Below are 22,957 nucleotides of genomic sequence, written 5' to 3'. Positions count from 1 at the left end.
GGTTGACTTGTCCGCCGTGCCGAAACACGTTCACTCGAACGCCGGCGGATTCTCGCAAAGATAGCTCATCCCGAACGCCTTTGCGCCGACGTTGAGCGCCACCGTCAGGCTCATCGGCGCCAGCATCAGCTCCACGTCATGCTGCTGCGCGGTGCGCGCGAGCGACTGATAGGCTGGCAACACTTGAATCGCCCCGGGTGGCCCGGCATAGCTCAGCGCTACCGCCGGGCTCAGCAAGCGGCCGCTGCGGATGCACTGCTGCGCATGCGCCATCACGCGGCGCATGCCTTCGTCCGCGCCGCGTGCCTTGGCCACCGGCTCGGTCTGGCCGCTATGCATATGCACGACGGGGCGGATATTGAACGCGCTGCCGAGCATGTAGCGGCCCCAGGTGATGCTGTTCTCGCCCTTGTGCTTGGCCCGCGTGTACATGTAGAGCAACTCGTCGGGCACCAGGAACATGTGCGCGGCGTGGCGCAGGCGTGTCTCCACGGCCTGCACCACCGTTTGCGCGCTGGCGCCGCCGCCAAGCAGGCGCGCCGCCTCGCGCACGATCAGCGCCTGGCCCGGGCCGATCGCGCCGGTGTCGATCACCTTCAGCTCGAACAACCCCGTGCGCCCCGCGTCCTTGCGTGCCTTGAAGCTCCTGGCCACGGTGCCGACCACGGCGCCCGAGGCGTGCGCATACAGTTTGCTGCGGCTGCTGGCGATGGTGAGCAGCAGCGCGCGGTCGCATGAGGTCACCACATGCTTGAGCAGGTGGTCTTCGATCTCGCGCTCTAGCAAGGGGATGGATTCGGCGTAGTGGTCCTGCTTGCCGACCAGATACTGCTCGTAAAGCGACGGCAAGGCCGGCTCGTCGCGCACGTCGGCCACAAAGCGGTCGCCCGCGCGAATGCGGAACGGCACCGTGCGCACGCCAAGTTCGGCCATCAGCGCGCGCGGCATGTCACACGCGGCGTCGGCCAGGATGAGTGTCTCCTGCATCTTGTTGTTTCCTCCCGGTCAGGTGAGCCGCGTCGAGGCGGCAGCTGTCTCCTTGTTATGGCACTGCTTTCTTCACCTGATCGAGAGTCGGGGCAGGCAGCACGAACGCACCTGGCGCCCATGCTGCCTGCCCCGCGGCGCGTTTAGACGCGCTCGAAAATACCTGCGGCGCCCATGCCGGTGCCGACGCACATGGTGACCATGCCGTACTTCAGGTTGTGACGGCGCAGCGCGTGCACCACGGTGGCCGAACGGATCGCGCCGGTGGCGCCCAGCGGGTGGCCCAGTGCAATCGCGCCGCCCATCTGGTTGACCTTGGCCGGGTCCAACTGCAGGTCGCGCATCACCGCCAGCGACTGCGCGGCGAAGGCTTCGTTCAGCTCGATCCAGTCCATCTGGTCCTGCGTGAGGCCGGCTGCCTTGAGCGCCGCGGGAATCGCTTCCTTGGGGCCGATGCCCATGATCTCGGGCGGCACGCCGCGCACCGCGAACGACACGAAGCGCGCCAGCGGCACCAGGTTGAACTGCTTGAGGATCTTTTCCGAAACCAGGATCAGCGCGCCAGCGCCATCCGAAGTCTGCGAGCTGTTGCCGGCGGTGACGCTACCCTTGTTGGCAAACACCGGGCGCAGCTTGCCCAGGCCTTCGACCGAGGTCTCCGGACGCGGGCCTTCGTCCAGCGAGATGGTGCGTGTCTTCACGTCGACCTGGCCGCTGGCCAGGTTGGGGAATTTCTCGACGATCTCGATCGGGGTGATTTCGTCCTTGAAGTCGCCGGCCTGCTGGGCACGGATCGCCTTCTGGTGCGAAGCGAGCGAGAAAGCATCCTGGTCTTCGCGGCTGACCTGCCATTTCTGCGCGACCTTCTCGGCGGTCAGGCCCATGCCGTAGGCGATGCCGATGTTCTCGTCGCGCTCGAAGATCGCCGGCGACATCGACGGCGAATTGCCCATCATCGGCACCATGCTCATCGATTCCACGCCGGCGGCGATCATCACGTCGGACTCGCCCACGCGGATGCGGTCGGCGGCCATCGCCACGGCCGACAGGCCGGAGGCGCAGAAGCGGTTGACGGTGATGCCGCCCACGGTGTTCGGCAGGCCCGACAGCAGCGCACCGATGCGCGCGACGTTCAGGCCCTGCTGCGCCTCGGGGATGGCGCAGCCAACGATGGCGTCTTCGATCAGCCTGGGATCGAGGTTAGGCACCTGCGCCACGGCCGCGCGCAGGATGGTGGCCAGCAGGTCGTCCGGGCGGGTGTTCTTGAACGCGCCCTTGGGAGCCTTGCCGATCGGCGTGCGGGTCGCGGCAACGATGTATGCGTCTTGCAGTTGTTTCATGATGTCGGTTCCTCGCTTGCCTTAGTTGCGCACCGGCTTGCCGGTCTGCAGCATGCCCATGATGCGTTCCTGGGTCTTGCCCGTGCCGAGCAGGTCGACAAAGGTCTTGCGTTCCAGCGCCAGCAGCCATTCCTCGCTGACCAGCGAGCCGGCTTCCACGTCGCCGCCGCACACCGCCTCGGCAATGCGGCTGGCAATCAGGAAGTCGTGCGCGGAGATGAAGCCGCCGTCGCGCATATTGGCCAGCGACGCCTTGATGGTGGCAATGCCGGAGCGGCCCGCCACCGGCACCAGCGTGCCCGGTACCGGGGCGCGGTAGCCAGCGTTGGACAGCGCGCGCACTTCGTTCTGCGCCACGTAGAGCAGCTCGTGCACGTTGAACACGATGGTGTCCGACGGCTGCAGGTAGCCCATCTTCTGCGCGTCCAGCGCCGAGGAGGAGACCTTGGCCATGGCCGCTGCCTGGAAGCGGTTGGTGAGGAACTGCAGGTAGTTGGTGCTACCGGCGGCTTGCGCAGCACGTGCGGCAGCCAGCGCAGCCTCCTTCAGGCCGCCACCGGCCGGCACCAGGCCCACGCCCACTTCCACCAGGCCGATATAGGTTTCCAGCGCGGCCACGCGCTTGGCCGAATGCAGCATCAGCTCGCAGCCGCCGCCCAGCGCGATGCCGGACGCCGCCGACACCACCGGCACGGCGGAATACTTCACCCGCATCATGCCGTCCTGGAATTTCTTGACGAAGGGCTCGATGCCCTTGGCGCCGCCCATCATGAAGGCCGGCATCGCGGCTTCCAGGTTGGCGCCCGCGGAGAACGGGCCGCCCGGCGCGCCCAGTTGCAGCGACGTCGGCTGCCACACCACCAGGCCCTTGTACTCGGCTTCGGCCAAGTCGATGGCGCGCGTCAGGCCATCGATCACGTCCGGGCCGATGGTGTTCATCTTGCTCTTGAACGAAACCACCAGCACATCGTCCTGGCCCTCGCTCACCCAGATGCGTACCGCATCGTTTTCTTCCACGGTGCGGCCAGCCTTGCGCGGATCCGTTGCGGCGGTGCCCTTGACCGTGGCGCGGAACACCTGGCGCTCGTACACCGGCAACGCATTGCGCTGCACGAAGGCTTGCGCGGCGGGCGACCACGAACCCCGCGCGCCATGCACGCCCTGGTTGTCAGCGACGGGGCCTTCGAACACCCACGACGGCAGCGCCGCGCTGGACAAGCCCTTGCCCGCGTCGATGTCTTCCTTCACCCACTCGGCTACCTGCTTCCAGCCGGCCGATTGCCAGTCCTCGAAGGGGCCGGAGTTCCAGCCGAAGCCCCAGCGGATCGCCAGGTCGATATCGGCGGCGGAGCCGGCGATCTGCTCCAGGTAGACGCCGATGTAGTGGAACACGTCGCGGAACACGGCCCACAAGAACTGCGCCTGCGGGTTGCTGGATTCGCGCAGCAGCTTGATGCGCTCGGCCGGTTCCTTCTTCAGCATGCGCACCACGATCTCGTCGGCCTTCTTGCCCGAGTCGACGTATTGGCCCGTCTTGGGGTCCAGCACCTTGATGGTCTTGCCTTCCTTCTTGTAGAAGCCAGCGCCGGTCTTCTGGCCCAATGCGCCCGCATCCACCAGCCCCTTGAGCACGGCGGGCGTCCTGTACACCGGCGCAAACGGATCGTCCAGCAGGGTGTCCTGCATGGTCTTGATCACGTGGGCCATGGTGTCCAGGCCCACCACGTCGGCAGTGCGGAAGGTGGCGGACTTGGCGCGGCCCAGCTTGGCGCCGGTCAGGTCGTCGACCACGTCGAAGGGGATGCCGTACTTCTCAGCCTCGGCGAACACCGCCAGGATCGAGAAGATGCCAACGCGGTTGGCAATGAAGTTCGGTGTGTCCTTGGCGCGCACCACGCCCTTGCCGAGCGTGGAGGTCAGGAAGGTTTCCAGGCGGTCCAGGATCGCGGGCTGCGTGGTCGCGGTCGGGATCAGCTCCACCAGGTGCATGTAGCGCGGCGGGTTGAAGAAGTGCACGCCGCAGAAGCGCGACTTCAGATCCGCGTCGAAACCATCGGACAGCGCGGTGATCGACAGGCCCGAGGTATTGGTAGCGAAGATCGTGTGCGATGCCAGGTGTGGCGCGACCTTCTTGTACAGGTCGTGCTTCCAGTCCATGCGCTCGGCGATGGCCTCGATCACCACGTCGCACTCCTTGAGCAGCGCGAGGTCGTCCTCGTAGTTGGCGGGCTGGATCAGGCCGGCTTCGTCCTTGATGCCGAGCGGCGCCGGCGAGAGTTTCTTCAGGTTCTCGATGGCGCGCAGCGAGATGCCGTTCTTGGGGCCTTCCTTGGCCGGAAGGTCGAACAGCACCACGGGCACGCGGGCATTGACGAGATGGGCGGCGATCTGCGCCCCCATGACGCCGGCACCCAGCACGGCGACCTTCTTGACGATGAAATTGGACATGCGCGCTCCTAGGAAAGTGAGCGTTGAGATGAGGTGGGCTGGCTGCGCGTGGCGCCGGCGTTGATGCTGGTGGTGACGCTGGTGGTGACGCTGGTGTTGCCGCTGGTGTTGCCGCTGGTGTGCTCCCCTCTCCCGCTTGCGGGAGGGGTCGGGGGAGAGGGCGGGCGGTCGATCAAGCGGTATCGCTCGTTGAACCGCCGGCCCTCTCCCCCGTCCCCTCTCCCATTTCATGGGAGAGGGGAGCACACCATTGGCATCGACACCGTCAGAGCCAGTAGCCTGCGCCCGCGCTAAGACAACCGCATGAATTCAGGATAAACAATCCGATCAGAACAGATCCGCGTCCAGCGCCATCAGCGTGGCCGAACCAGCGCGTGCCATGCGGATCTGCGATGCCGTCTCCGGCAGCAGCTTGGCAAAGTAGAAGCGTGCGGTCGCCAGCTTGGTGGTGTAGAACTTGTCGCCGCTGGCTTGCTTCTCCAGCGCGATCTTGGCCATGCGGGCCCAGAAGTACGAGAACACCAGGTGGCCCACCACGCGCAGGTAAGGCACGGCAGCAGCGCCGACTTCGTCGGGGTTGCCCATGGCCTTCATGCCGATTTCCATGGTGAGCTTCTGCACCTTGTCGCCCAGGTCGGCCAGCGGGTTGACGAACTCCTGCATGGCTTCGTTGGTGCCTTCTTCCTCGACGAACGCCTGCACGATCTTGCCGAAGGCCTTCATCTTGGCGCCCATGTCGCCCAGGATCTTGCGGCCCAGCAGGTCCAGCGCCTGGATGGTGTTGGTGCCTTCGTAGATCATGTTGATGCGCGCGTCGCGCACATACTGCTCCATGCCCCACTCGGCGATGTAGCCGTGGCCGCCGAACACCTGCATGCCTTCGTTGGTGGCGGTGAACGCGTTATCGGTCAGGAAGGCCTTGATCACGGGCGTGAGCAACGCAACCAGGTCGCCCGCTTCCTTGCGCACGGACTCGTCCGGGTGCGACAGTTCGCGGTCGATCTGCAGCGCGGTCCAGTAGCTGAACGCGCGGCCGCCTTCGGCAAAGGCCTTCTGCGTCAGCAGCATGCGGCGCACATCCGGGTGCACGATGATCGGGTCGGCCGGCTTGTCCGGAGCCTTGGGACCGGTCAGCGCGCGCATCTGCAGGCGGTCCTTGGCATACGCCAGCGAGTTCTGGTAGGCCACTTCGGTCAGCCCGAGGCCCTGCATGCCCACGCCCAGGCGGGCGGCGTTCATCATCACGAACATGGCGTTCAGGCCCTTGTTGGGCTCGCCCACCAGCCAGCCGCGCGCGCCGTCCAGGTTCATCACGCAGGTGGCGTTGCCGTGGATGCCCATCTTGTGCTCGATCGAGCCGCACTTGATGCCGTTGCGCTCGCCCGGGTTGCCGCTGGCATCGGGGACGAACTTCGGCACCACGAACAGCGAGATGCCCTTGGTGCCCTGCGGTGCATCCGGCAGCCGTGCCAGCACCAGGTGGATGATGTTGGCGGAGAGATCGTGCTCGCCGGCCGAAATAAAGATCTTGGTGCCGGTAATGGTGTAGGAGCCATCGGCCTGCGGCTCGGCCTTGCTGCGCAGGATGCCCAGGTCGGTGCCGCAGTGCGGCTCGGTCAGGCACATGGTGCCGGTCCATTCGCCGGAGACCAGCTTGGGCAGGTAGACCTTCTGCAGCTCGGGCGTGCCGTGCGCGTGCAGCGCTTCGTATGCGCCGTGCGACAGGCCGGGGTACATGGTCCACGCCTGGTTGGCCGAGTTCAGCATCTCGTACAAGGCATTGTTGACCAGGATAGGCAGGCCCTGGCCGCCGTATTCGGGGTCGCAGCCCAGTGCCGGCCAGCCGGCTTCCACGTATTGCTTGTACGCTTCCTTGAAGCCCTTGGGCGCCGTCACCACGCCATCGCCGACGTAGGTACAGCCTTCACGGTCGCCGCTCTGGTTGAGCGGGAACACGACCTCGGAGCAGAACTTGCCGGCTTCCTCAAGCACCTGGTTGATGGTGTCCGCGTCAACGTCGGCGTGCTTCGGCAACGCCTTGAGTTCGGCTTCCACGCCGAGCAATTCATGGAGCACGAACTGCATGTCGCGCAACGGTGCGGTGTACTGGCCCATCAAAGACTCCTTGGAGGTTTGCAAAGCCGCTACGCCGCCCGTGCACGATCCGGCACGGGACGCCGCGGCGGCGTCAGGTACGGTAGGACTGAATCAGTTTATTGAGCGCGACCATGGCAAGCTCGGCACTCGCGGGCAAGCGCAGGAAGCGGGCGTCATGATGCAAGCCTAGTTCAAGGCTGTACATTTCGAACAGCATCAGGCGCGGATCGCAATCCGCGCGCAGGTGCCCCTCTTCCCGTGCCTGGTCGATGGCGCGCGTCAGCGCGGCGCGCCAGATGGTGACGCTCTTGACGAGTTCGTCACGCACCGGGCTTTCCGCGCGGTCGTCGTACTCCACCGCCCCGCTGATGTAGATGCATCCCGTGGTCACTTCCTGGATGCGTTTTTCCATCCAGCGGCGCACCATGGACTGCAGGCGCGGCAGCCCACGCGGCTCGTGCAGCGAGGGATAGAAAACCTCCTGCTCGAACCGGCGGTGATACTCGCGCACCACCTCCACCTGCAAGTCCTCGCGCGAACCGAAATGCGCGAACACGCCGCTTTTGCTCATCTGCATGCGTTCCGCCAACAAGCCGATGGTCAAGCCTTCGAGCCCGTCGCGGGACGACAGCTCCAGCGCGGCATCCAGAATCGCCACGCGCGTCATTTCCCCCTTGCGCATGGGCGCGGGGGACGCGGAAGTGGCGGATTCGAGACGAGCTGACTGGTGTCGCATGATTTTTTCTCCGTTCTTCGCGGCGCGAAACGGATCGCGCCGCCTATGACCCTGACGTAATGCATATTTATTTCGCTGCCCGGCTGGCTGCTTCACCGCCTGGCAGACCCGAATGCACGCAGTCTAAGGCAAAAAAGAACGACCGTTCAGATTATTGTGATCGCGCCCGCTGGCAGCAAGCTTTTAATTAGATCGGGGTTTCTAAACGCGGCGGCCGCGCTCGTGCGCCGCAACATGCCGCGACGCGGCGAGATAACGATCATTGTTGCCGCGAGTGATGCACAGCAGCATCGCCCCACCGGGTATTGTCCCGCGATCAGTAGCGCCCTGTCACGCCAGCGATGATCACGCCGACACGCAGCACCATATAGGCGGCCCAGTTCGCCATCCGGCGCACCGCCGAACGGCGCGCATGCGTGGCGGCCTTGACCTCGATGCTGCGCGAGGCGATGGCGTGCTCCAGCTCCTGGCGCAGCTCGGCACAGAACGCGCCGTCATAGACCGCGACATTGGCCTCGCGGGCCAGCAGCAGGCTGAACGGGTCCATGTTGCTGGAGCCCACCGTGGCCCAGGCATCGTCGACCACAGCCACCTTGGCGTGCAGGAAACTATCGGCGTATTCGAAGATTTCCACGCCGGCGCCGAGCAAGGTCGCATAAAGCGAATGGGTTGCATAGTGCTGCAAACGGTACTCCACCCTGCCCTGGAGCAACAGCCGCACGCGCACGCCGCGCTTGCGGCATGCCAGCAGGGCGCGGCGCATCTTGTGCCCAGGCAGGAAGTAGGCGTTGGCAATGATCACTTCCCGCCGCGCGCCGCCCAACGCCTGCAGGTACTGGCGTTCGATGGCGCGGCGGTTGCGCAGGTTGTCGCGCAGCAGCAGCACGGCGCGCATGCCGCCGGCCTGGTCCTGGCGCGGCAGCGGCAGGTCGGTGATCAGCGGAAAATCCGCCGCCACCCCCGCCAGGCCAACGCTGCGCATTTCGCCACGCAGCGATAGCTGCCACCACAGGCGTTCGGCGGTCAGCGCGATCTGGTTGACCAGCGGGCCCCGCACCTCCACCGCGAAGTCGTAGCGGGGGCCGAGCCCGGCGCTCTCGAAGGGCCCATGGTTGTAGTCGTCGATGATGTTGATGCCGCCAACAAAGCCGATCTGCTGGTCGATCACGGCCAGCTTGCGGTGCAGCCGGCGCAGGTTGCGCCGTGCCAGGCTGAAGCGGCGCAGCGGACGGAAGATCTTGAGGCAAGCCCCGCCCTCGCGCAGCCGCTCGGCAAGCCCGGCCGGCATGTCGCCAGCGCCGAAACCGTCCACCACCAGGTGCACGGCCACGCCCCGTGCGGCGGCACGGATCAGCGCATCGCTCACCGCTGCGCCGACCGCATCATCGGCGTAAATGTAGGTCTCGAGCGAAACCGAGAATACAGCCTGGTCGATCGCGGCAACCAAGGCCGGGAAGAACTCATTGCCGCCGCGCAGCAAACGGACCGCGTTGCCGCCCAGAGGCCTGCCGCGGCGCCATTCGGAGCGCAGTGGGCCGGCATGCCGCGGCGCGCGTGCGGGGGCATCGTCGCGGCTTGCGGTAAGCGCGGGAGGCGGCGCGCGGGGCGGGCGTGGGGGCGGAATCGATGACATGAGCCACATTATCAGGCACGCCGATGTCCTGTGCGTGCGCCAGGCGACGCGCGCGGCGCACACAGCGTGTGGGGCCATGCGCGCCGCGGCGGCCGTTCTCTGCTATCGTCGCCGCTTCATCCCCTCGCAACCCCCGACATCGTGAAGGTTTTCGGCATCTCCGGTGCGTCCGGCAGCGGCAAGACCACGTTGCTGGATCAAGTGATCCCGCGCTTCGCCGCCGCCGGCCTGCGCGTGGCCGGCGTCAAGCACACCCACCATGGCTTTGACCCGGATACCCCGGGCAAGGACTCCTGGCGTATGCGCCAGGCCGGCTGCGCCAACGTCGTGCTGGTGGGTGCGCGGCACCTCACGCTGATGCGCCACTATCCCGAAGCCGAGGCCTCGCCTGAGCTGGCCGATGCGCTGGCCGTGCTGCCCGCCGACACGGACCTGGTGCTGGTGGAAGGTTACAAGCGCAGCGATTTCCCCAAGCTGGAAGTGTTCCGCCCTGACCTGGGCAGGCCGCCGCTATGGCCGGAAGTGCCGAGCATCATGGCCGTCGCCAGCGACCAGCCGCAGGCTGTGGCCGCGCTCACCGCCTTGCCCGTGCTGGACCTGGCGGACCTTGACGCGATCTGCCAGATCATCCGCGACAGCGCGCTCGAACTCACGCCCGCGCTAGCCGCCGCCTTGGCGCAGCCTCACCAGACCCGATAGACATGCCCGCTGCGCGGCCCTTCCACGCTGCGCTGGAAGGCCAGCGCGACGCGCGCCGCCGGCACCGGCTCAAAGCCGGGGAAGTAATCGCCATACGCGGGCCATGACTCCTGCACTACCGTGGGGCTGACCACATTGATGCGCAGGCCGCGCTCCAGCTCGGGCGCCGCGCTACGCACGAACCCCTCCAGCGCCGCATTGACGCTGCCGGCATTGGCGCCCATGCGGATCGGCTCGCTGCCGACAATGCCGCTGGTGAGCGTGATCGAGCCGCCATCGTTCAGGAAATGCTGGCCAACCAGCGCCAGCCGCACCTGCCCGAGCAACTTGTCCTGCAGCCCGATTTCGAAGTCCTCGGCCCGCATCAGCGCGAGCGGCCCGAAAAACAGGCTTCCGGTCGTGGCGACGATGGCGTCCACCCGGCCGGTCGCATCGAACAAGGCCTGCACGGATTCCGGCCGGGTCAGGTCGACCCGATGTTCGCCGCGCGACTTGCCGACCCGCACCACGTCGTGGCGAGCCGACAGGTTCTCTACTACCGCCTGGCCGAGCGTTCCGCTGGCTCCGATCACAACAATCTTCATCGCATTCCCCATGGTTCTGGTTGTCTAGGAAGACGGCATTCCTTCCACCGCCATCAGGAATGCATTGTGAAAGTGGATTCGGGATGGATAAATGGGCTAGGATTTTGCATATCCCTAATTTTTAATTAGCAATCCATGGACAAGCTGCGCAGCATGGAAGTGTTTGCCGCCGCTGCCGAAGCCGGCAGCTTCAGCGCCTGCGCCGATGCACTGGGCCTGTCGGCGGTGATGGTAGGCAAGCATGTCGTCCAGCTGGAACGGCATCTGGGCGTGCGTCTGCTGCAACGCAGCACGCGCCGCCAAAGCCTGACCGAAGCCGGCCACCTGTTCCTGGAGGAATGCCGGCAGATCCTGGAGCGCGTGCGCAAAGCGGAGACCGTGGCAGAACGTCTGCACAGCCAGCCACGCGGCCGCCTGCGCGTGACCGCGCCGGTGACGTTGGGGGAGACGGCGGTCGCCGAAGCGGTATCGGCCTACCTGCTGCGCTACCCGGAAGTCACGGTGGAACTGGTGCTCGACGACGCTTTCACCGACCTGATTGCCGATGGTTTCGACGCCGCCGTGCGCATCGGCACGCTGGCCAGCTCCGACCATCTGGTGGCGCGGCCGTTGCGGCCGTATCGCATGGCGATCTGCGCGGCGCCGGCCTACCTCGCGCAAGCGGGCCATCCGCGCACGCTCGCGGAGCTGGCCGGGCACCGCTGCCTGAACCATCTGTTGTGGCCGCCAGGCATGGGGTGGCCGGCCCCCGAGGATGACGGGGCGCCCAAGGCATCGGCGCCACTGGCGGCCAACAACGGCCAGGCGCTGCGGCGCGCGGCACTGGCTGGCTGTGGCGTGGTGATGCAGCCGGAAGTGCTGCTGGCGGCGGACATCGCCGCCGGGCTGCTGGTCCCGTTGCTGGAAGACGCCATGCCAGCGCCAAGGCCGGTCCACCTGCTCTATCCGCGCGACCCGCGGCCGCTGCCCAAGCAGGCCTGCTTTGTTGACGTCATGCTGGAGAAAATGGGGGCCTGAGGATGGGCCTCAGGAAGTCGTGCCTGCCTTGGCCTTGTGGACAACCGGCCGCTCCGGCACGGCAATGCGGGCAAGCTCCGCCATCAATGGCACATGGTCCGAGCGCTGGGCCCAGTCGCGGCCGGTCAGCGCGCTGGCGTGCTCGATCTCGAAGCCCCGCACATAGATGCGGTCGAGTTGCCACCAGGGCATGTGGCTGGGAAAGGTGTGCAGCCGCGCGCCACCGGCGGAGGACACCTCCGTCGCGCCAAGCGTGGTGCAGATCAGGTTGTCGAGCCGGTGGTTCCAGTCGTTGAAATCCCCCGCGATCAACAGCGGCGCCTCGGCTGGCACCACGTCCTGCACGCGCTTGACCAGCGCCTCCGCCTGGCGCGCGCGGCTGCGCGCGAACAAGCCGAAATGCACGCAGATCAGGTGGGCCTCGACCCCGTTCATATCCGCTACCGCGTGCAGCAGGCCGCGCTGCTCGAAGCGATGGTCAGAGATGTCGAGGTTTTCCGACATCAGGATCGGATGGCGCGACAGGATGGCATTGCCGTGGTGCCCATGGTCGTACACCGCATTGCGGCCGTAGACCGAATGCGGATACGCGTCGGTCGCCAAATAGTTGAGCTGGGTGTAATCCGGGTCGAACAAGGCCGCCGCCACCAGGCGGTCATTGCGATCCTGCACCTCCTGCAGGAAGACGATGTCGGCATTCACCACGTGCAGGCCATCGCGCACGTTATGGATACGCGACTTGCCCTTGATGCCGGTCACGCCCTTGTGAATGTTGTAGGTGACGACGCGCAGCCTCATAGGTCCGCTCCGCAAGCCGCACGCTGCCCCCGCACCCGCCAGCCCAACTGCAGCACCGCCTCGGCGTTGCTGGTCGAGAAGCAGAGCGCGGCGGCCTCCCGCCACGGCAGCCACTGATACTGCAAGTGCTCGCGCGGCGCCAGCGTCACCGGCAGCGGCTGCGCGACACGCAGGCCAAACCAGTGCTCGGTGTTGCGCGTCACGCCCGGCGCGTAGCGGTGGCGCCACTGCGGGTAGATTTCGTACTCGATAGTGTGGTTCCAGTCGTCCAGCCGGTGCTCGGCGGCGACCAGGCCGGTTTCCTCGGCCACCTCGCGCGCGGCTGTCAGCGCCAGCGGCTCGTCGGGCGTGTCCAGGCTGCCGGTGACCGACTGCCAGTAGCCCGGCCGGTCGGCGCGCTCGATCAACAGCACTTGCAGGTCTGGCGTGTGGATCACAACCAGGACGGATTCAGGGATTTTGTAGGGCATGGGGATAGGACAAACGGCGTCCCCAAGCTTACCGCAGATGCGCCCGGGCACCATGGGAAACATGGCGGAAATGACGGATGCGGCGGCCTTGCCGCCCAGGCCCCTTCATGCTGCGTGGACGCTGGACTGAGCCGGCGTTTCTCGCAACCAGGTCTCGAATACGCCAGGCGAGTCGCCGTGGCCCCACGCAGCGCGTAGTTGCTGCATCAACGGCGTCAGCGCGCGTGTGTACTCGCGCGAAGCCACCTGCGCATGGGCGGCCAGGCGGTCCGCGCATTGCTGGACCTGCGCCTGCAGCTGCGCGCGCTCGTGCGCGATCTCTTTTTCGCGCACGCCCAGCGTGTTGTACTTCTGGATCAGGAAGCGCTGGTAGTCACCGGCTTCGACACCTTGGGCGGCCTGTGCGTTGACCTGCTCGAAGCGCATCACGATGCTGCCAGTCTCCTGCTCGATATGCATGGCCTCCGCGGCCAGCGCCTGCAAGCCGTCCTGCAGCCGCAGCGCTTCGCGACGCTCGTCGCGCAGCTTCACGACGTACTCATCGAAGCTGCGCTGGGCCGTCAGGTAAGACTGCACCACCGGCTGCGGCGCCACCACCAGCAACGGATCCGCGCCGCCCGCGCGGCTGCCCTGCAGCAAAGCGTCATCGGGCAGCCTCAGGTTGCCAAGGTCCTCCAGCCAGCGCCCACGCGCCATGACGGTGCCCACCGTATCCAGCGCCACCCGGCGCAGGGCTTCGGCGCGCTGCATCTCCACCGGCTCCAGCATTGGCACGCCCCCACCGCCGGTCTTCGCAGCATGCGCGATATCCGGCACACAAGCCGCCACCGTGGTGGCCACGGACTCCGACATGGCCACCGCCGAGCGGCGCACCGCGCGCCGCAGCTCGAAACGCGCCAGCAGCATCATCACCAGCCCGGCCGCCAGCCAGGTGAGGATGGTCTCGGCATGGGCCAGTAAAAACTGGCGAATCAGTTCTACATCCAGGTGCACGGCAAATTCCTCCCGCGCGGCCGTCGTGCCTTCGAATTGGGCTTGCGGCTTGGCGCTATAAAGGGAGAAGACTGGACGGGAGGGGGCTTCGTTCCGCGATGTAACAATTGGAAACCAGGGATTGGGTGCCGGCTGTGGCACTTGGCATGCATCGCGGCCGCCAATGCAAAAAGGCCGCGCTGTCGCGCGGCCTTTTCAAGCAGTCCGAACCCCGGCTCAGGCCGTCTTCGGCTCCGCAGCACGCAGGCGGATATGCAGCTCGCGCAGTTGCTTCTCATCGACCGAGCTCGGCGCTTGCGTGAGCAAGTCTTGCGCGCGCTGGGTCTTGGGGAAGGCGATCACGTCGCGGATCGAATCGGCGCCGGCCATCATGGTGACGATGCGATCCAGGCCGAAGGCCAGGCCGCCGTGCGGGGGCGCGCCATATTGCAGCGCGTCCAGCAGGTAGCCGAACTTGGCACGGGCTTCTTCCTCGCCGATCTTCAGGGCGCGGAACACCTTGCTTTGCACGTCCTCGCGGAAGATCCGCACCGAGCCACCGCCCATTTCCCAGCCGTTCAGGACCATGTCGTAGGCCTTGGCGATGCACTTGCCCGGATCGGTTTCCAGGTATTGCAGGTGCTCGTCCTTGGGGCTGGTGAACGGGTGGTGCATGGCGACCCAGCGGGCATCTTCCTCGTCGTACTCGAACATCGGGAAGTCGATCACCCACAGCGGCTTCCACACGTCCTCGAACAGGCCGTGGGTCTTGCCGAACTCGGAGTGGCCAATCTTCAGGCGCAGGCCGCCGATGGCGTCGTTGACGACCTTGGCCTTGTCCGCGCCGAAGAAGATGATGTCGCCGTCCTTGGCGCCGGTGCGCTTCAGGATCTCGGCGATGGCTGCGTCGTGCAGGTTCTTGACGATCGGCGATTGCAGGCCGTCGCGGCCCTTGGCCACTTCGTTGACCTTGATCCAGGCCAGGCCCTTGGCGCCATAGATGGCGACGAACTGGGTGTAGGCATCGATCTCGCTGCGCGAGATGGCGGCGCCGCCCGGCACGCACAGGCCGACCACGCGGCCGTTCTCGCTGTTGGCGGGGCCGGAGAACACCTTGAAGTCGACGTCCTTCATGGCGTCGGTCAGTTCGGTGAACTCGAGCTTGACGCGCAGGTCAGGCTTGTCCGAACCGAAGCGGGCCATGGCCTCGCGGAATTCCATCACGGGGAAGCTGGCGTCCAGGTCGACGTCGATGGCGTTCTTGAACACCGTGCGCATCATGTCCTCGAACAGGTCGCGGATTTCCTGCTCGTTCAGGAACGAGGTCTCGCAGTCGATCTGCGTGAACTCGGGCTGGCGGTCGGCACGCAGGTCCTCGTCGCGGAAGCACTTGGTGATCTGGTAGTAGCGGTCGAAGCCCGACACCATCAGCATCTGCTTGAAGATCTGCGGCGATTGCGGCAGCGCGAAGAAGTGGCCCGGGTTGGTCCGCGACGGCACCAGGTAGTCCCGCGCGCCTTCGGGCGTGCTCTTGCCCAGCATCGGGGTCTCGATGTCGATGAAGCCTTGCGCGTCCAGGTACTTGCGCACTTCCATGGCCACCTTGTAGCGCAGGCGCAGGTTGTACTGCATCTGCGGGCGGCGCAGGTCCAGCACGCGGTGCGTCAGGCGGGTGGTCTCGGACAGGTTGTCGTCATCGAGCTGGAACGGGGGTGTGACCGACGGGTTGAGCACGGTCAGCTCATGGCACAGCACCTCGATCTTGCCGGAGGTCAGGTTGGCGTTCTCGGTGCCCGCCGGACGCGGGCGCACCTTGCCGGTGATGCGCACGCAGAACTCGTTGCGGATCTCTTCGGCAGCCTTGAACATCTCGGGACGATCGGGGTCGCACACCACCTGCACCAGGCCTTCGCGGTCGCGCAGGTCGATGAAGATCACGCCACCGTGATCGCGGCGACGCTGCACCCAGCCGGTGAGAGCCACTTCTTGGCCCGACAGTTGTTCGGTCACGAGACCGCAATAGTGAGTACGCATGGAGGACATAAGGGAATTCCCGGAATAACGCGGCCGCCGATGCGGCCGGCGATCAATTTGAATGCGATGAGCCGGTGGACTCGGCGAGGGCTTCTGCCTCCGCCTCGCCGGCGCGCACGGAGCCGCTCTTGCGCGGCAGCTCGGTCGGCGCCACCACGCCCATCGAGACGATGTACTTCAGCGCGGCGTCGACGGTCATGTCGAGTTCGATGGTATCGGCCTTGGGCATCATCAGGAAGAAGCCCGAGGTCGGATTCGGCGTGGTCGGCACGTAGACGCTGACATACTCGCCCTGCAGATGATTCTGCACATCGCCGCCGGGACGGCCGGTGAGGAATGCGATGGTCCACGAACCCTCACGCGGGTACTGCACCAGCAGCGCCTTGCGAAAGGCATTGCCGGACGAGGAGAGCAGCGTATCCGAGACCTGCTTGACGCTGGTGTAGATCGGCCCGACCACCGGGATATGGCGCAGCAGCGCTTCCCACCAGCGCACCAGGCGCTGGCCGATGAAGTTGTGGGTCAGCAGGCCGACCAGCAGGATGAACACCACCGTCAGGATGGCGCCCAGGCCCGGGATGCGCACCTTGAACAGCTGGACCGGCTGCCAGGCTTCAGGCAGCAGCGCCAGGCTCTGGTCCATGGTGCTGATGACCAGGTTCAACACCCACAGCGTGATGCCCAGCGGCACCAGCACCAATAGCCCGGTGAGGAACCAGGTCTTGAGGGCGGAAGTCTTCTTCGCCGGCACGATGCGTTCTGCCTTCAATGGCTGGCGACGGCACTGCCGGAACCGCCGGCAGTACTGGTCGGCGCCGTGCTGACGGTGCTGGAGGATTCCGTGGCTGCGCCGGACGAGGCCGGTGCCGCTGCTTCGCTCTTGCCCTCGGTGGCGCTGCCGGCGGCCGCCGTGGCGGGCGCAGCGGACGTGGCACTGTTGCCACCGCGGAAATCGGTGACGTACCAGCCCGACCCCTTGAGCTGGAAGCCCGCGGCGGTCAGTTGTTTCTTGAACGTGCCCTTCGCGCCGCAGGATGTGCAGTCGGTGAGCGGGGCATCGCTCATTTTCTGCAGCACATCGCGCCCGTGGCCGCAGGCGTCGCAACGATAGGCATAGATCGGCATAGTGGATCTCCGCAAGGAGTCTGGAACGGAAATTGGTGGAACCGCGAGGCCGCGCTGAGCGGGAAGTTGCCACTCCCGTGCGCGCACCTTGCGGTGCAAAGCCTTGAATTATAAACCGTTCTGAGAACGCCGGGCCGGCGGAAAAAGAGGCCGGGGTGCCTTCGAAGCCACGCGTGACCCGCCGGATGCCCGCAACGCTCAGGCCAGATGGACTTCCTTGACACGCGGATGGTCGTTGATCCACTGCGGCAGCAGCGAGCCGAACACCATGCCGCCGATGGAGACCAGCAGGCCGACCATCTGCGGCGGCACCGCCGCGTCGGCGAAGGCGATTTCGCAGCACAGCCAGGAAACCAACCCGAGGATGATCGCGGCAAGGCCGCCCTGGCGCGTGGCCGGCTTCCAGAACATGCCAAAGGCCAGCGGGACGAATGACGAGACCAAAGTGACCTTATATGCATTTTCCACCATATGGAAAATGGACAGATGCGAGTTCAGCGCGAACAGCGTCACCAGCACGGCGAACACCAGCACCACAGCCTGCATCACGCGCAGGAAGCGGCGGTCGTCGAGATGGCGGAAATAGGGCCGCAGGATATTCTCGGCAAAGGTGACCGACGGTGCCAGCAGCGTCGCCGAGGCACAGCTCTTGATGGCGGACAGCAGCGCGCCGAAGAACATCACCTGGGCGAACATGGGCGCGTGCGTCAGGATCAGCTTGGGCAGGATCAGCTGCGAATCGGTGTTGATGTACTTCTGCACCATCTCCGGGTCGATCATGGTGGCCGAATAGGCCAGGAACATCGGGATGAAGGCAAAGCAGAAGTAAAGCACGCCGCCCAGCACCGAAGCGCGCCCGGCAATCTTCTCGGTGCGCGACGAGGTCACGCGCTGGAACACATCCTGCTGCGGGATCGATCCCAGCATCATGGTGAACAGCGCGGCCGCGAAGCCGATGATCTGGATCAGGTCCAGCGAGGGCAGGAATTCGAACTTGCCGGCCGCCGCCGCATGCGACACCACCGCGGCCACGCCGCCGGCCTGGCCGCTGACTTCATAGCCGATATACAGCATCCCGATCACGATGATGATCATCTGGATGAAGTCGGTCACCGCCACGGCCCACATGCCGCCGAACAGGGTGTACACCAGCACGCTGGCGGCTCCGATCATCATGCCGGTTTCCTGCGACAGCGCGCCGTCCGAGACGGTGAAGAACACCAGCCCGAGCGCCTTGATCTGCGCGGCAACCCAGCCCAGGTAGGACATCACGATACACAGCGTGGTCAGCACCTCGGCCAGCCGCCCGTAGCGATTGTGATAGTAATCGCCGATGGTGAGCAGGTTCATCCGGTACAGCGGGCGCGCGAAGAACAGGCCGACCAGGATCAGGCAAAGCGAGGAACCGAAAGGATCGGACACCACCCCGGACAAGCCTTCCTTGAGGAAAACCGCGGGGATGCCCAGCACCGTCTCCGAGCCGAACCATGTCGCGAACACGGTGGCGGTGACGATGTAGAACGGCAGGCTGCGGCCGGCGACCGCGAAGTCGGTGGCGTTGCGCACGCGCAGCGCGGCCCACAGGCCAATGCCGACGGAGATTACCCAATAGATGATGACGAACCAGATCAGCATGCTGCTGCCCTATCCCAAAGTGCCCTTGCGGCGAGAAACCGGTTGCCGGTGAGGCGGGATTTGCGGCCAGCCTTGCCCGGAGTCCAATTCATCGGTCGGGGCCGCATGGGTGGCTGAGCTAGCCTGCGGTCGTAGCCGAATCAAAACGCGGATTATAGCGACGCCTGCCGCGCGGCGAGAAAAAAACCCGCCACCACGCGGAAATTGCCCGGGACGGTGCAGCCCCGGCGCCACAGGTGACGTGGACTGCGCCGTGGATGCCCGCAACGGCCGCGGCGCCCCGCCGTGGTGCGCAAGGCTTGCGGCTTACGCGTGGGCTTACGCGCGGTTACACAGCTTACAAACCCTGCGTCAGCGCGCCGTGCCCGGCGCGCATTAAGGAAGCCAAGGCAGCAACATCGGGCGCCGCGCCCACGAGCCACGCTGCCGCACACGGCCCAATGAGGAAAAGGAGAACACCATGTCGAACCGCCAAACCAAGATGCTCAAGACCCTGATGATTGCCGCAGGCCTGCTCGGCGCCGGCCTGGCTAGCGCCCAGACTGCGGCGGTCTCGCAGGATGTGCAGCGCAACGTCAACCAGGAACAGCGCATCGAGAACGGCCTGAAATCCGGCAGCCTGAGCACGCGCGAAGCGGCCAGCCTGGAAAAGCAGACCGCCCGCGTGGACCACATGGAAGCGCACGCCCTGGCCAACGGCTCGGTCTCGCCGCGCGAGCAGGCGTCCATCCAGCGTGCCGAGAACAACGTGAGCCGCGACATCGCGCATGACACGCACAACGGCATCACCGGCAACCCCGCCAGCGCCTCATCGCAGCGCATGCAGGCCGACGTGCAGCGCAATATCAACCAAGAGCAGCGCATCAAGAACGGCGTGGCCAATGGCTCGCTCACCAACCGCGAGGCCGGCAGCCTCGAACGCGGCCAGGCTCACGTGGATCGGCGCGAAGCGCGCGCCGGCGCCAACGGCCATGTTGGTGCGGGCGCGCAGCGTGGAATCCAGCGTGCCGAAAACCGCGACAGCCGGGCGATCTACCACGACAAGCACAACGCCCGCGTGCGCGGCTGACGCAAAGGCTGGCGCCTGCGGCTGAACGCTGAATCCTGAAACCTAAGCCCTGCGGCGCCAGACCTGCCACTGCTCGCGGCCGGCAAATATCGGCAGCGAGCCAGTGGCGGCCCGCGCCTCCACCAGCTCGAAGGCCGGCTCAAGCAGCGCGCGCAGTTCTGCCTCGGGGATGGCAAAAGGCGGCCCGCCGCGCGTCTCGTCCAGGAAGAAGTAGCCGGCCAGCAGCCCGCCCGGCGGCAGCAGTTGCGCCACACGAGCGGCGTAGCCGGCCCGCATGGCTGGCGGCAAGGCGCACAGGAAAGCCCGCTCGTAGATCCACTGGCAGGCAGGCTCGGGCGCGAAGGCAAAGAAATCCGCTTCGTGCACGACAGCCCCGGCCGGCCCCAGCGCGCGGCGCGCGCTGGCTACGGCCTCGGGTGAGAAATCGATGGCGGTCACCGGCCAGCCGCGCGCATGGAGCCACCCCGCTTCCCAGCCGTTGCCACAGCCAGGGATTAGCGTTGGGCACGGTGCCATCGCGCTGGCGAAGGCCTCGAAATCGGCCGGCACGCCGCCCAGGTCCCAGGGCATGAAGCCCTTCTCGAAGCGCTCATCCCAGAAAGCCGGGTCCCCCGCGTTGCGCGTGGCAAAGACTGGCGGGGCTGCGGCCTTGATCGGCGCGTTATCGGATTTGGTCAAGCTGGCCTCCACTGCATTGCATTTCATCAACTTTGCACTCGCCACCCAGGCGATTCGGGGCACGATCCCGTGCGCTACCAGTAGCCAACCCAGGCCAGCAGCTCGGTCAGCACCACCCCGGCGATGAATCCGCCAACCAGCAACAAGGCCGTGCCGACCAGGCGGTTGGTGCGGCGCTGCTCGGCGACCAGGGCGGCCAGCAGCTTCTCCTGCTGGCCATTGTCGACCAGGGCGCGGCGCTCGAGGAACTGGTGCGCCAGGCGCGGGAAGTCGGGCAGCATCTTGGCCCATTGCGGGGCCTCCACCTGGATGCGCTCCCAGGCACCCTTCCAGCCGACCTGCTCGTGCATCCATTTCTCGAGGAAGGGCTTGGCGGTCTTCCACAGGTCCAGGTCCGGATCGAGCTGGCGCCCCAGCCCTTCGATATTGAGCAAGGTCTTCTGCAACAGGACCAGTTGCGGCTGGATCTCGACATTGAAGCGGCGCGAGGTCTGGAACAGGCGCATCAGCACCATGCCCAGCGAGATCTCCTTGAGCGGCTTGTCGAAATAGGGCTCGCAGCACGCCCGTACCGCGCTCTCCAGTTCCTCCACCCGCGTATGGGCCGGCACCCAGCCCGACTCCACGTGCAGCAGCGCCACGCGATGGTAGTCGCGGCGGAAGAAGGCGATGAAGTTCTGCGCCAGGTAGTTCTTGTCGAACTCGGACAGCGCGCCGACGATGCCGAAGTCCAACGCGATGTAGCGCCCAAAACTCTGCGGCGCCACCGACACCAGGATGTTGCCCGGGTGCATGTCGGCATGGAAGAACCCGTCGCGGAACACCTGCGTGAAGAAGATCTCCACGCCCTCCTCCGCCAGCAGGTGCATGTCGACGCCAGCCGCCCTGAGCGACTCGGTGCGCGAGATGGGGATCCCATGCATGCGCTCCATCACGAAGACCTCGCTGCTGCACCAGTCCCAGAACACCTCTGGCACCAGCAGCAGCTTGGTGTCGGCAAAGTTGCGGCGCAGCTGGCTGGCGTTGGCGGCCTCGATCATCAGGTCGAGTTCGTCGTGCAGGTATTTGTCGAACTCGGCGACGACCTCGCGCGGCTTCAGGCGCTTGCCGTCAGCCCAGAAACGCTCAAGCCAGGCGGCGAGGTCCCGCATCAGCGCCAGGTCGCTGTCGATGACCGGCAGCATGCCCGGGCGCAGGACCTTCACGGCGACTTCGCGGCCGTGGTTGGGACCGCCCTTCAGGATGGCGAAGTGAACCTGGGCGATGGACGCGCTGGCCACCGGCTTGTGGTCGAAGCTCTCGAACAGCGTCGCCAGCTTCCGGCCCAGCGAGCGCTCGATGATCTTGACCGCCACGACTGAATCGAACGGCGGCACCTGGTCCTGCAGCTTGGCGAGCTCGTCGGCGATGTCCTCGGGCATCAGGTCGCGCCGGGTGGAGAGCACCTGGCCAAACTTGACGAAGATCGGCCCCAGGCGCGTCAGCGCCAGGCGCAGGCGTTCGCCCCGGGGCATGTCGAGCTTGCGGCCAATGGTAATGACACGCACCAGGAATCGGATGCGGCGGCTCTTGAAACCAGACAGCACGAGCTCGTCGAGGCCGTAGTAGAGGATGACGAAAACGATCTTGCAAAGGCGCAGGAAGCGGGTCATGCAGGTTCTTCAGTGTTGGGGCCGTGCTGCTTGGCCGGTCTGGCAATGGATAAAGCCGTGGATGCGCAATTGAGCAGGGTTCTGGCGGCGGCAGGCCGCGGGCGATCAGCGATGGGCGGACGGCAGCGTGCCGGCGCCACGCTCGGAGCGGGTGCGCTGCTCCAGCTTTTCCAGCCGCTTTTCCAGCCGGGCGAGGTCGTCGCGCAGCGCGCTCACGCCGGCGCCGAACTCGTCGAGCGCCGCGTGGCGCACCAGGGTCGGCTGCTCGTCGAGCAGGTATTCGGTCACGTTATCGACCAGCGCGCGGCCCACCCGCGTGGCCTGGGCATGCACCTGCTGCACGCCGTCCACCACCCGCTGCGCCACGCTGTCGCTCACCGGGCCGCCCAGGATGCCGCGCAATGCGCGCGACAGGTCCTCGGCCGCATCCCAGCGCAGGTTGCGGGCCAGCGTGGAGACCGTGTTGGCCAGCTCGGCATCTCCCTCGATGCGCACATGCCTCATCGCCGCCGCCTGGCCGCCGCCCGCCACATCCGAAGCCACCAGCGGCCACAGCTGCAGCGGCACGGTCAGCGTGACCGCCGGGGTTTCATCCACCGCGGCCAGCTCCGTCAGGCCCTGTCCCGTCACCTTCAAGGCGAGCGTGAACGCGGCCGCGTCAAAGCGGATGATGCGCCCGGCGAAGGGCTGGAGCATGGTGGTTGCCCAGGGCTCCTGTTCCAGCAGGTGGTTCAGGGCGGTGATCGGGGGGGTGGCCAGGGGGGTGGGGAGGGTGGTCATGATTGGGTGGGGCTGGGGGCGGGCCTTTCAGGAGGTGTTAGTGGTTGATCGGTTCTAAAGTCTAAAGTCAAAATCAACTTCAACTACTTGAATACAAAGGCAACTGCAGTTTCACCGCCCCTGCGGGGCGGCGACCTACTTTTTTGTCTTGCCAAAAAAGTAGGCAAAAAAGGCGCGCCGGATGGGGCGACTACCTCCTCGGG

Annotated in this window: 21 protein-coding genes; 3 read left to right on the top strand and 18 right to left on the bottom strand. The window is 66.1% G+C overall.

The features are described 5' to 3' along the window. Positions 1-30: 30 nt before the first annotated feature. The 7 genes from AC1Q7Q_RS37095 to clsB all read right to left on the bottom strand — a co-directional run bounded on the left by AC1Q7Q_RS37095 (position 31) and on the right by clsB (position 9,241). Complete coding sequence (locus tag AC1Q7Q_RS37095) at positions 31-987, bottom strand: DegV family protein (protein ID WP_492376510.1); 957 nt, start codon at positions 985-987, stop codon at positions 31-33. Positions 988-1,130: 143 nt separating this feature from the next. Then, on the bottom strand, positions 1,131-2,330 hold the full coding sequence (locus AC1Q7Q_RS37090) for an acetyl-CoA C-acyltransferase (protein ID WP_492376513.1): 1,200 nt from the start codon (positions 2,328-2,330) through the stop codon (positions 1,131-1,133). Between the two features lie 18 nt (positions 2,331-2,348). Then, positions 2,349-4,775 (bottom strand): 3-hydroxyacyl-CoA dehydrogenase/enoyl-CoA hydratase family protein, encoded by a 2,427-nt coding sequence (locus tag AC1Q7Q_RS37085; protein WP_492376511.1) that lies wholly within the window; start codon positions 4,773-4,775, stop codon positions 2,349-2,351. 8 nt (positions 4,776-4,783) lie between these two features. Further along, positions 4,784-4,951, bottom strand: a complete 168-nt coding sequence (locus tag AC1Q7Q_RS37080) for a hypothetical protein (protein ID WP_492387282.1) — start codon at positions 4,949-4,951, stop codon at positions 4,784-4,786. Positions 4,952-5,102: 151 nt separating this feature from the next. Continuing rightward, complete coding sequence (locus tag AC1Q7Q_RS37075) at positions 5,103-6,890, bottom strand: acyl-CoA dehydrogenase C-terminal domain-containing protein (RefSeq protein ID WP_492376810.1); 1,788 nt, start codon at positions 6,888-6,890, stop codon at positions 5,103-5,105. A gap of 73 nt (positions 6,891-6,963) precedes the next feature. Then, the gene (locus AC1Q7Q_RS37070; protein WP_043343612.1) at positions 6,964-7,554 is read right to left on the bottom strand and encodes a TetR/AcrR family transcriptional regulator; all 591 of its coding nucleotides are present in this window, start codon (positions 7,552-7,554) and stop codon (positions 6,964-6,966) included. Positions 7,555-7,924: 370 nt separating this feature from the next. Next, the gene (gene clsB, locus AC1Q7Q_RS37065; protein ID WP_492387281.1) at positions 7,925-9,241 is read right to left on the bottom strand and encodes a cardiolipin synthase ClsB; all 1,317 of its coding nucleotides are present in this window, start codon (positions 9,239-9,241) and stop codon (positions 7,925-7,927) included. Positions 9,242-9,382: 141 nt separating this feature from the next. Between clsB and mobB the strand changes: the two genes are divergently transcribed. Beyond that, complete coding sequence (mobB, locus tag AC1Q7Q_RS37060; protein WP_416047582.1) at positions 9,383-9,940, top strand: molybdopterin-guanine dinucleotide biosynthesis protein B; 558 nt, start codon at positions 9,383-9,385, stop codon at positions 9,938-9,940. Here the strand turns inward: mobB and AC1Q7Q_RS37055 are convergent. After that, the gene (locus AC1Q7Q_RS37055) at positions 9,925-10,524 is read right to left on the bottom strand and encodes a short chain dehydrogenase (RefSeq protein WP_492376557.1); all 600 of its coding nucleotides are present in this window, start codon (positions 10,522-10,524) and stop codon (positions 9,925-9,927) included. The two genes, mobB and AC1Q7Q_RS37055, sit on opposite strands and share 16 nt — an antisense overlap. Before the next feature lie 135 nt (positions 10,525-10,659). On the opposite strand from AC1Q7Q_RS37055, the gene AC1Q7Q_RS37050 reads away from it, so the two are divergent. Further along, complete coding sequence (locus tag AC1Q7Q_RS37050) at positions 10,660-11,541, top strand: LysR family transcriptional regulator (protein ID WP_492376556.1); 882 nt, start codon at positions 10,660-10,662, stop codon at positions 11,539-11,541. A gap of 9 nt (positions 11,542-11,550) precedes the next feature. On the opposite strand, the gene AC1Q7Q_RS37045 is transcribed toward AC1Q7Q_RS37050, so the two are convergent. The 7 genes from AC1Q7Q_RS37045 to AC1Q7Q_RS37015 all read right to left on the bottom strand — a co-directional run bounded on the left by AC1Q7Q_RS37045 (position 11,551) and on the right by AC1Q7Q_RS37015 (position 18,575). Continuing rightward, complete coding sequence (locus AC1Q7Q_RS37045; RefSeq protein WP_492376555.1) at positions 11,551-12,339, bottom strand: endonuclease/exonuclease/phosphatase family protein; 789 nt, start codon at positions 12,337-12,339, stop codon at positions 11,551-11,553. Then, a complete protein-coding gene (nudB, locus tag AC1Q7Q_RS37040) occupies positions 12,336-12,809 on the bottom strand; it encodes a dihydroneopterin triphosphate diphosphatase (RefSeq protein WP_492376554.1) in 474 nt (157 codons plus the stop codon). The genes AC1Q7Q_RS37045 and nudB overlap by 4 nt, the downstream gene beginning before the upstream one ends. Before the next feature lie 105 nt (positions 12,810-12,914). Continuing rightward, positions 12,915-13,802, bottom strand: coding sequence for a hypothetical protein (locus tag AC1Q7Q_RS37035; protein ID WP_492376553.1), 888 nt, complete (start codon positions 13,800-13,802; stop codon positions 12,915-12,917). Between the two features lie 216 nt (positions 13,803-14,018). Then, on the bottom strand, positions 14,019-15,824 hold the full coding sequence (gene aspS / locus AC1Q7Q_RS37030) for an aspartate--tRNA ligase (protein WP_043343591.1): 1,806 nt from the start codon (positions 15,822-15,824) through the stop codon (positions 14,019-14,021). Between the two features lie 43 nt (positions 15,825-15,867). Next, positions 15,868-16,566 carry a DUF502 domain-containing protein gene (locus AC1Q7Q_RS37025; RefSeq protein ID WP_492376558.1) on the bottom strand — a complete coding sequence of 233 codons (699 nt, stop codon included), beginning with the start codon at positions 16,564-16,566 and terminating at the stop codon, positions 15,868-15,870. Positions 16,567-16,580: 14 nt separating this feature from the next. Beyond that, positions 16,581-16,940, bottom strand: a complete 360-nt coding sequence (locus tag AC1Q7Q_RS37020; protein ID WP_492376552.1) for an FmdB family zinc ribbon protein — start codon at positions 16,938-16,940, stop codon at positions 16,581-16,583. A 198-nt stretch (positions 16,941-17,138) separates the two neighbouring features. Further along, entirely contained in the window at positions 17,139-18,575 is a 1,437-nt protein-coding gene (locus AC1Q7Q_RS37015; protein WP_253933021.1) for a high affinity choline transporter 1, read from the bottom strand. Positions 18,576-19,035: 460 nt separating this feature from the next. Between AC1Q7Q_RS37015 and AC1Q7Q_RS37010 the strand changes: the two genes are divergently transcribed. Beyond that, positions 19,036-19,644 carry a hypothetical protein gene (locus AC1Q7Q_RS37010; protein ID WP_492376551.1) on the top strand — a complete coding sequence of 203 codons (609 nt, stop codon included), beginning with the start codon at positions 19,036-19,038 and terminating at the stop codon, positions 19,642-19,644. Positions 19,645-19,686: 42 nt separating this feature from the next. Here AC1Q7Q_RS37010 and AC1Q7Q_RS37005 read toward each other — a convergent pair whose 3' ends face one another. The 3 genes from AC1Q7Q_RS37005 to AC1Q7Q_RS36995 all read right to left on the bottom strand — a co-directional run bounded on the left by AC1Q7Q_RS37005 (position 19,687) and on the right by AC1Q7Q_RS36995 (position 22,754). Continuing rightward, positions 19,687-20,349, bottom strand: a complete 663-nt coding sequence (locus tag AC1Q7Q_RS37005; protein WP_492376550.1) for a methyltransferase domain-containing protein — start codon at positions 20,347-20,349, stop codon at positions 19,687-19,689. A gap of 47 nt (positions 20,350-20,396) precedes the next feature. Then, on the bottom strand, positions 20,397-21,974 hold the full coding sequence (gene ubiB, locus AC1Q7Q_RS37000) for a ubiquinone biosynthesis regulatory protein kinase UbiB (protein ID WP_416047571.1): 1,578 nt from the start codon (positions 21,972-21,974) through the stop codon (positions 20,397-20,399). Positions 21,975-22,079: 105 nt separating this feature from the next. Next, entirely contained in the window at positions 22,080-22,754 is a 675-nt protein-coding gene (locus tag AC1Q7Q_RS36995; protein ID WP_492387280.1) for a ubiquinone biosynthesis accessory factor UbiJ, read from the bottom strand. Positions 22,755-22,957 lie beyond the last annotated feature (203 nt).

Source organism: Cupriavidus sp. GW823-FHT07A04 (genome assembly GCF_058794615.1).
This window is presented reverse-complemented; position numbering and strand designations above follow the sequence as displayed.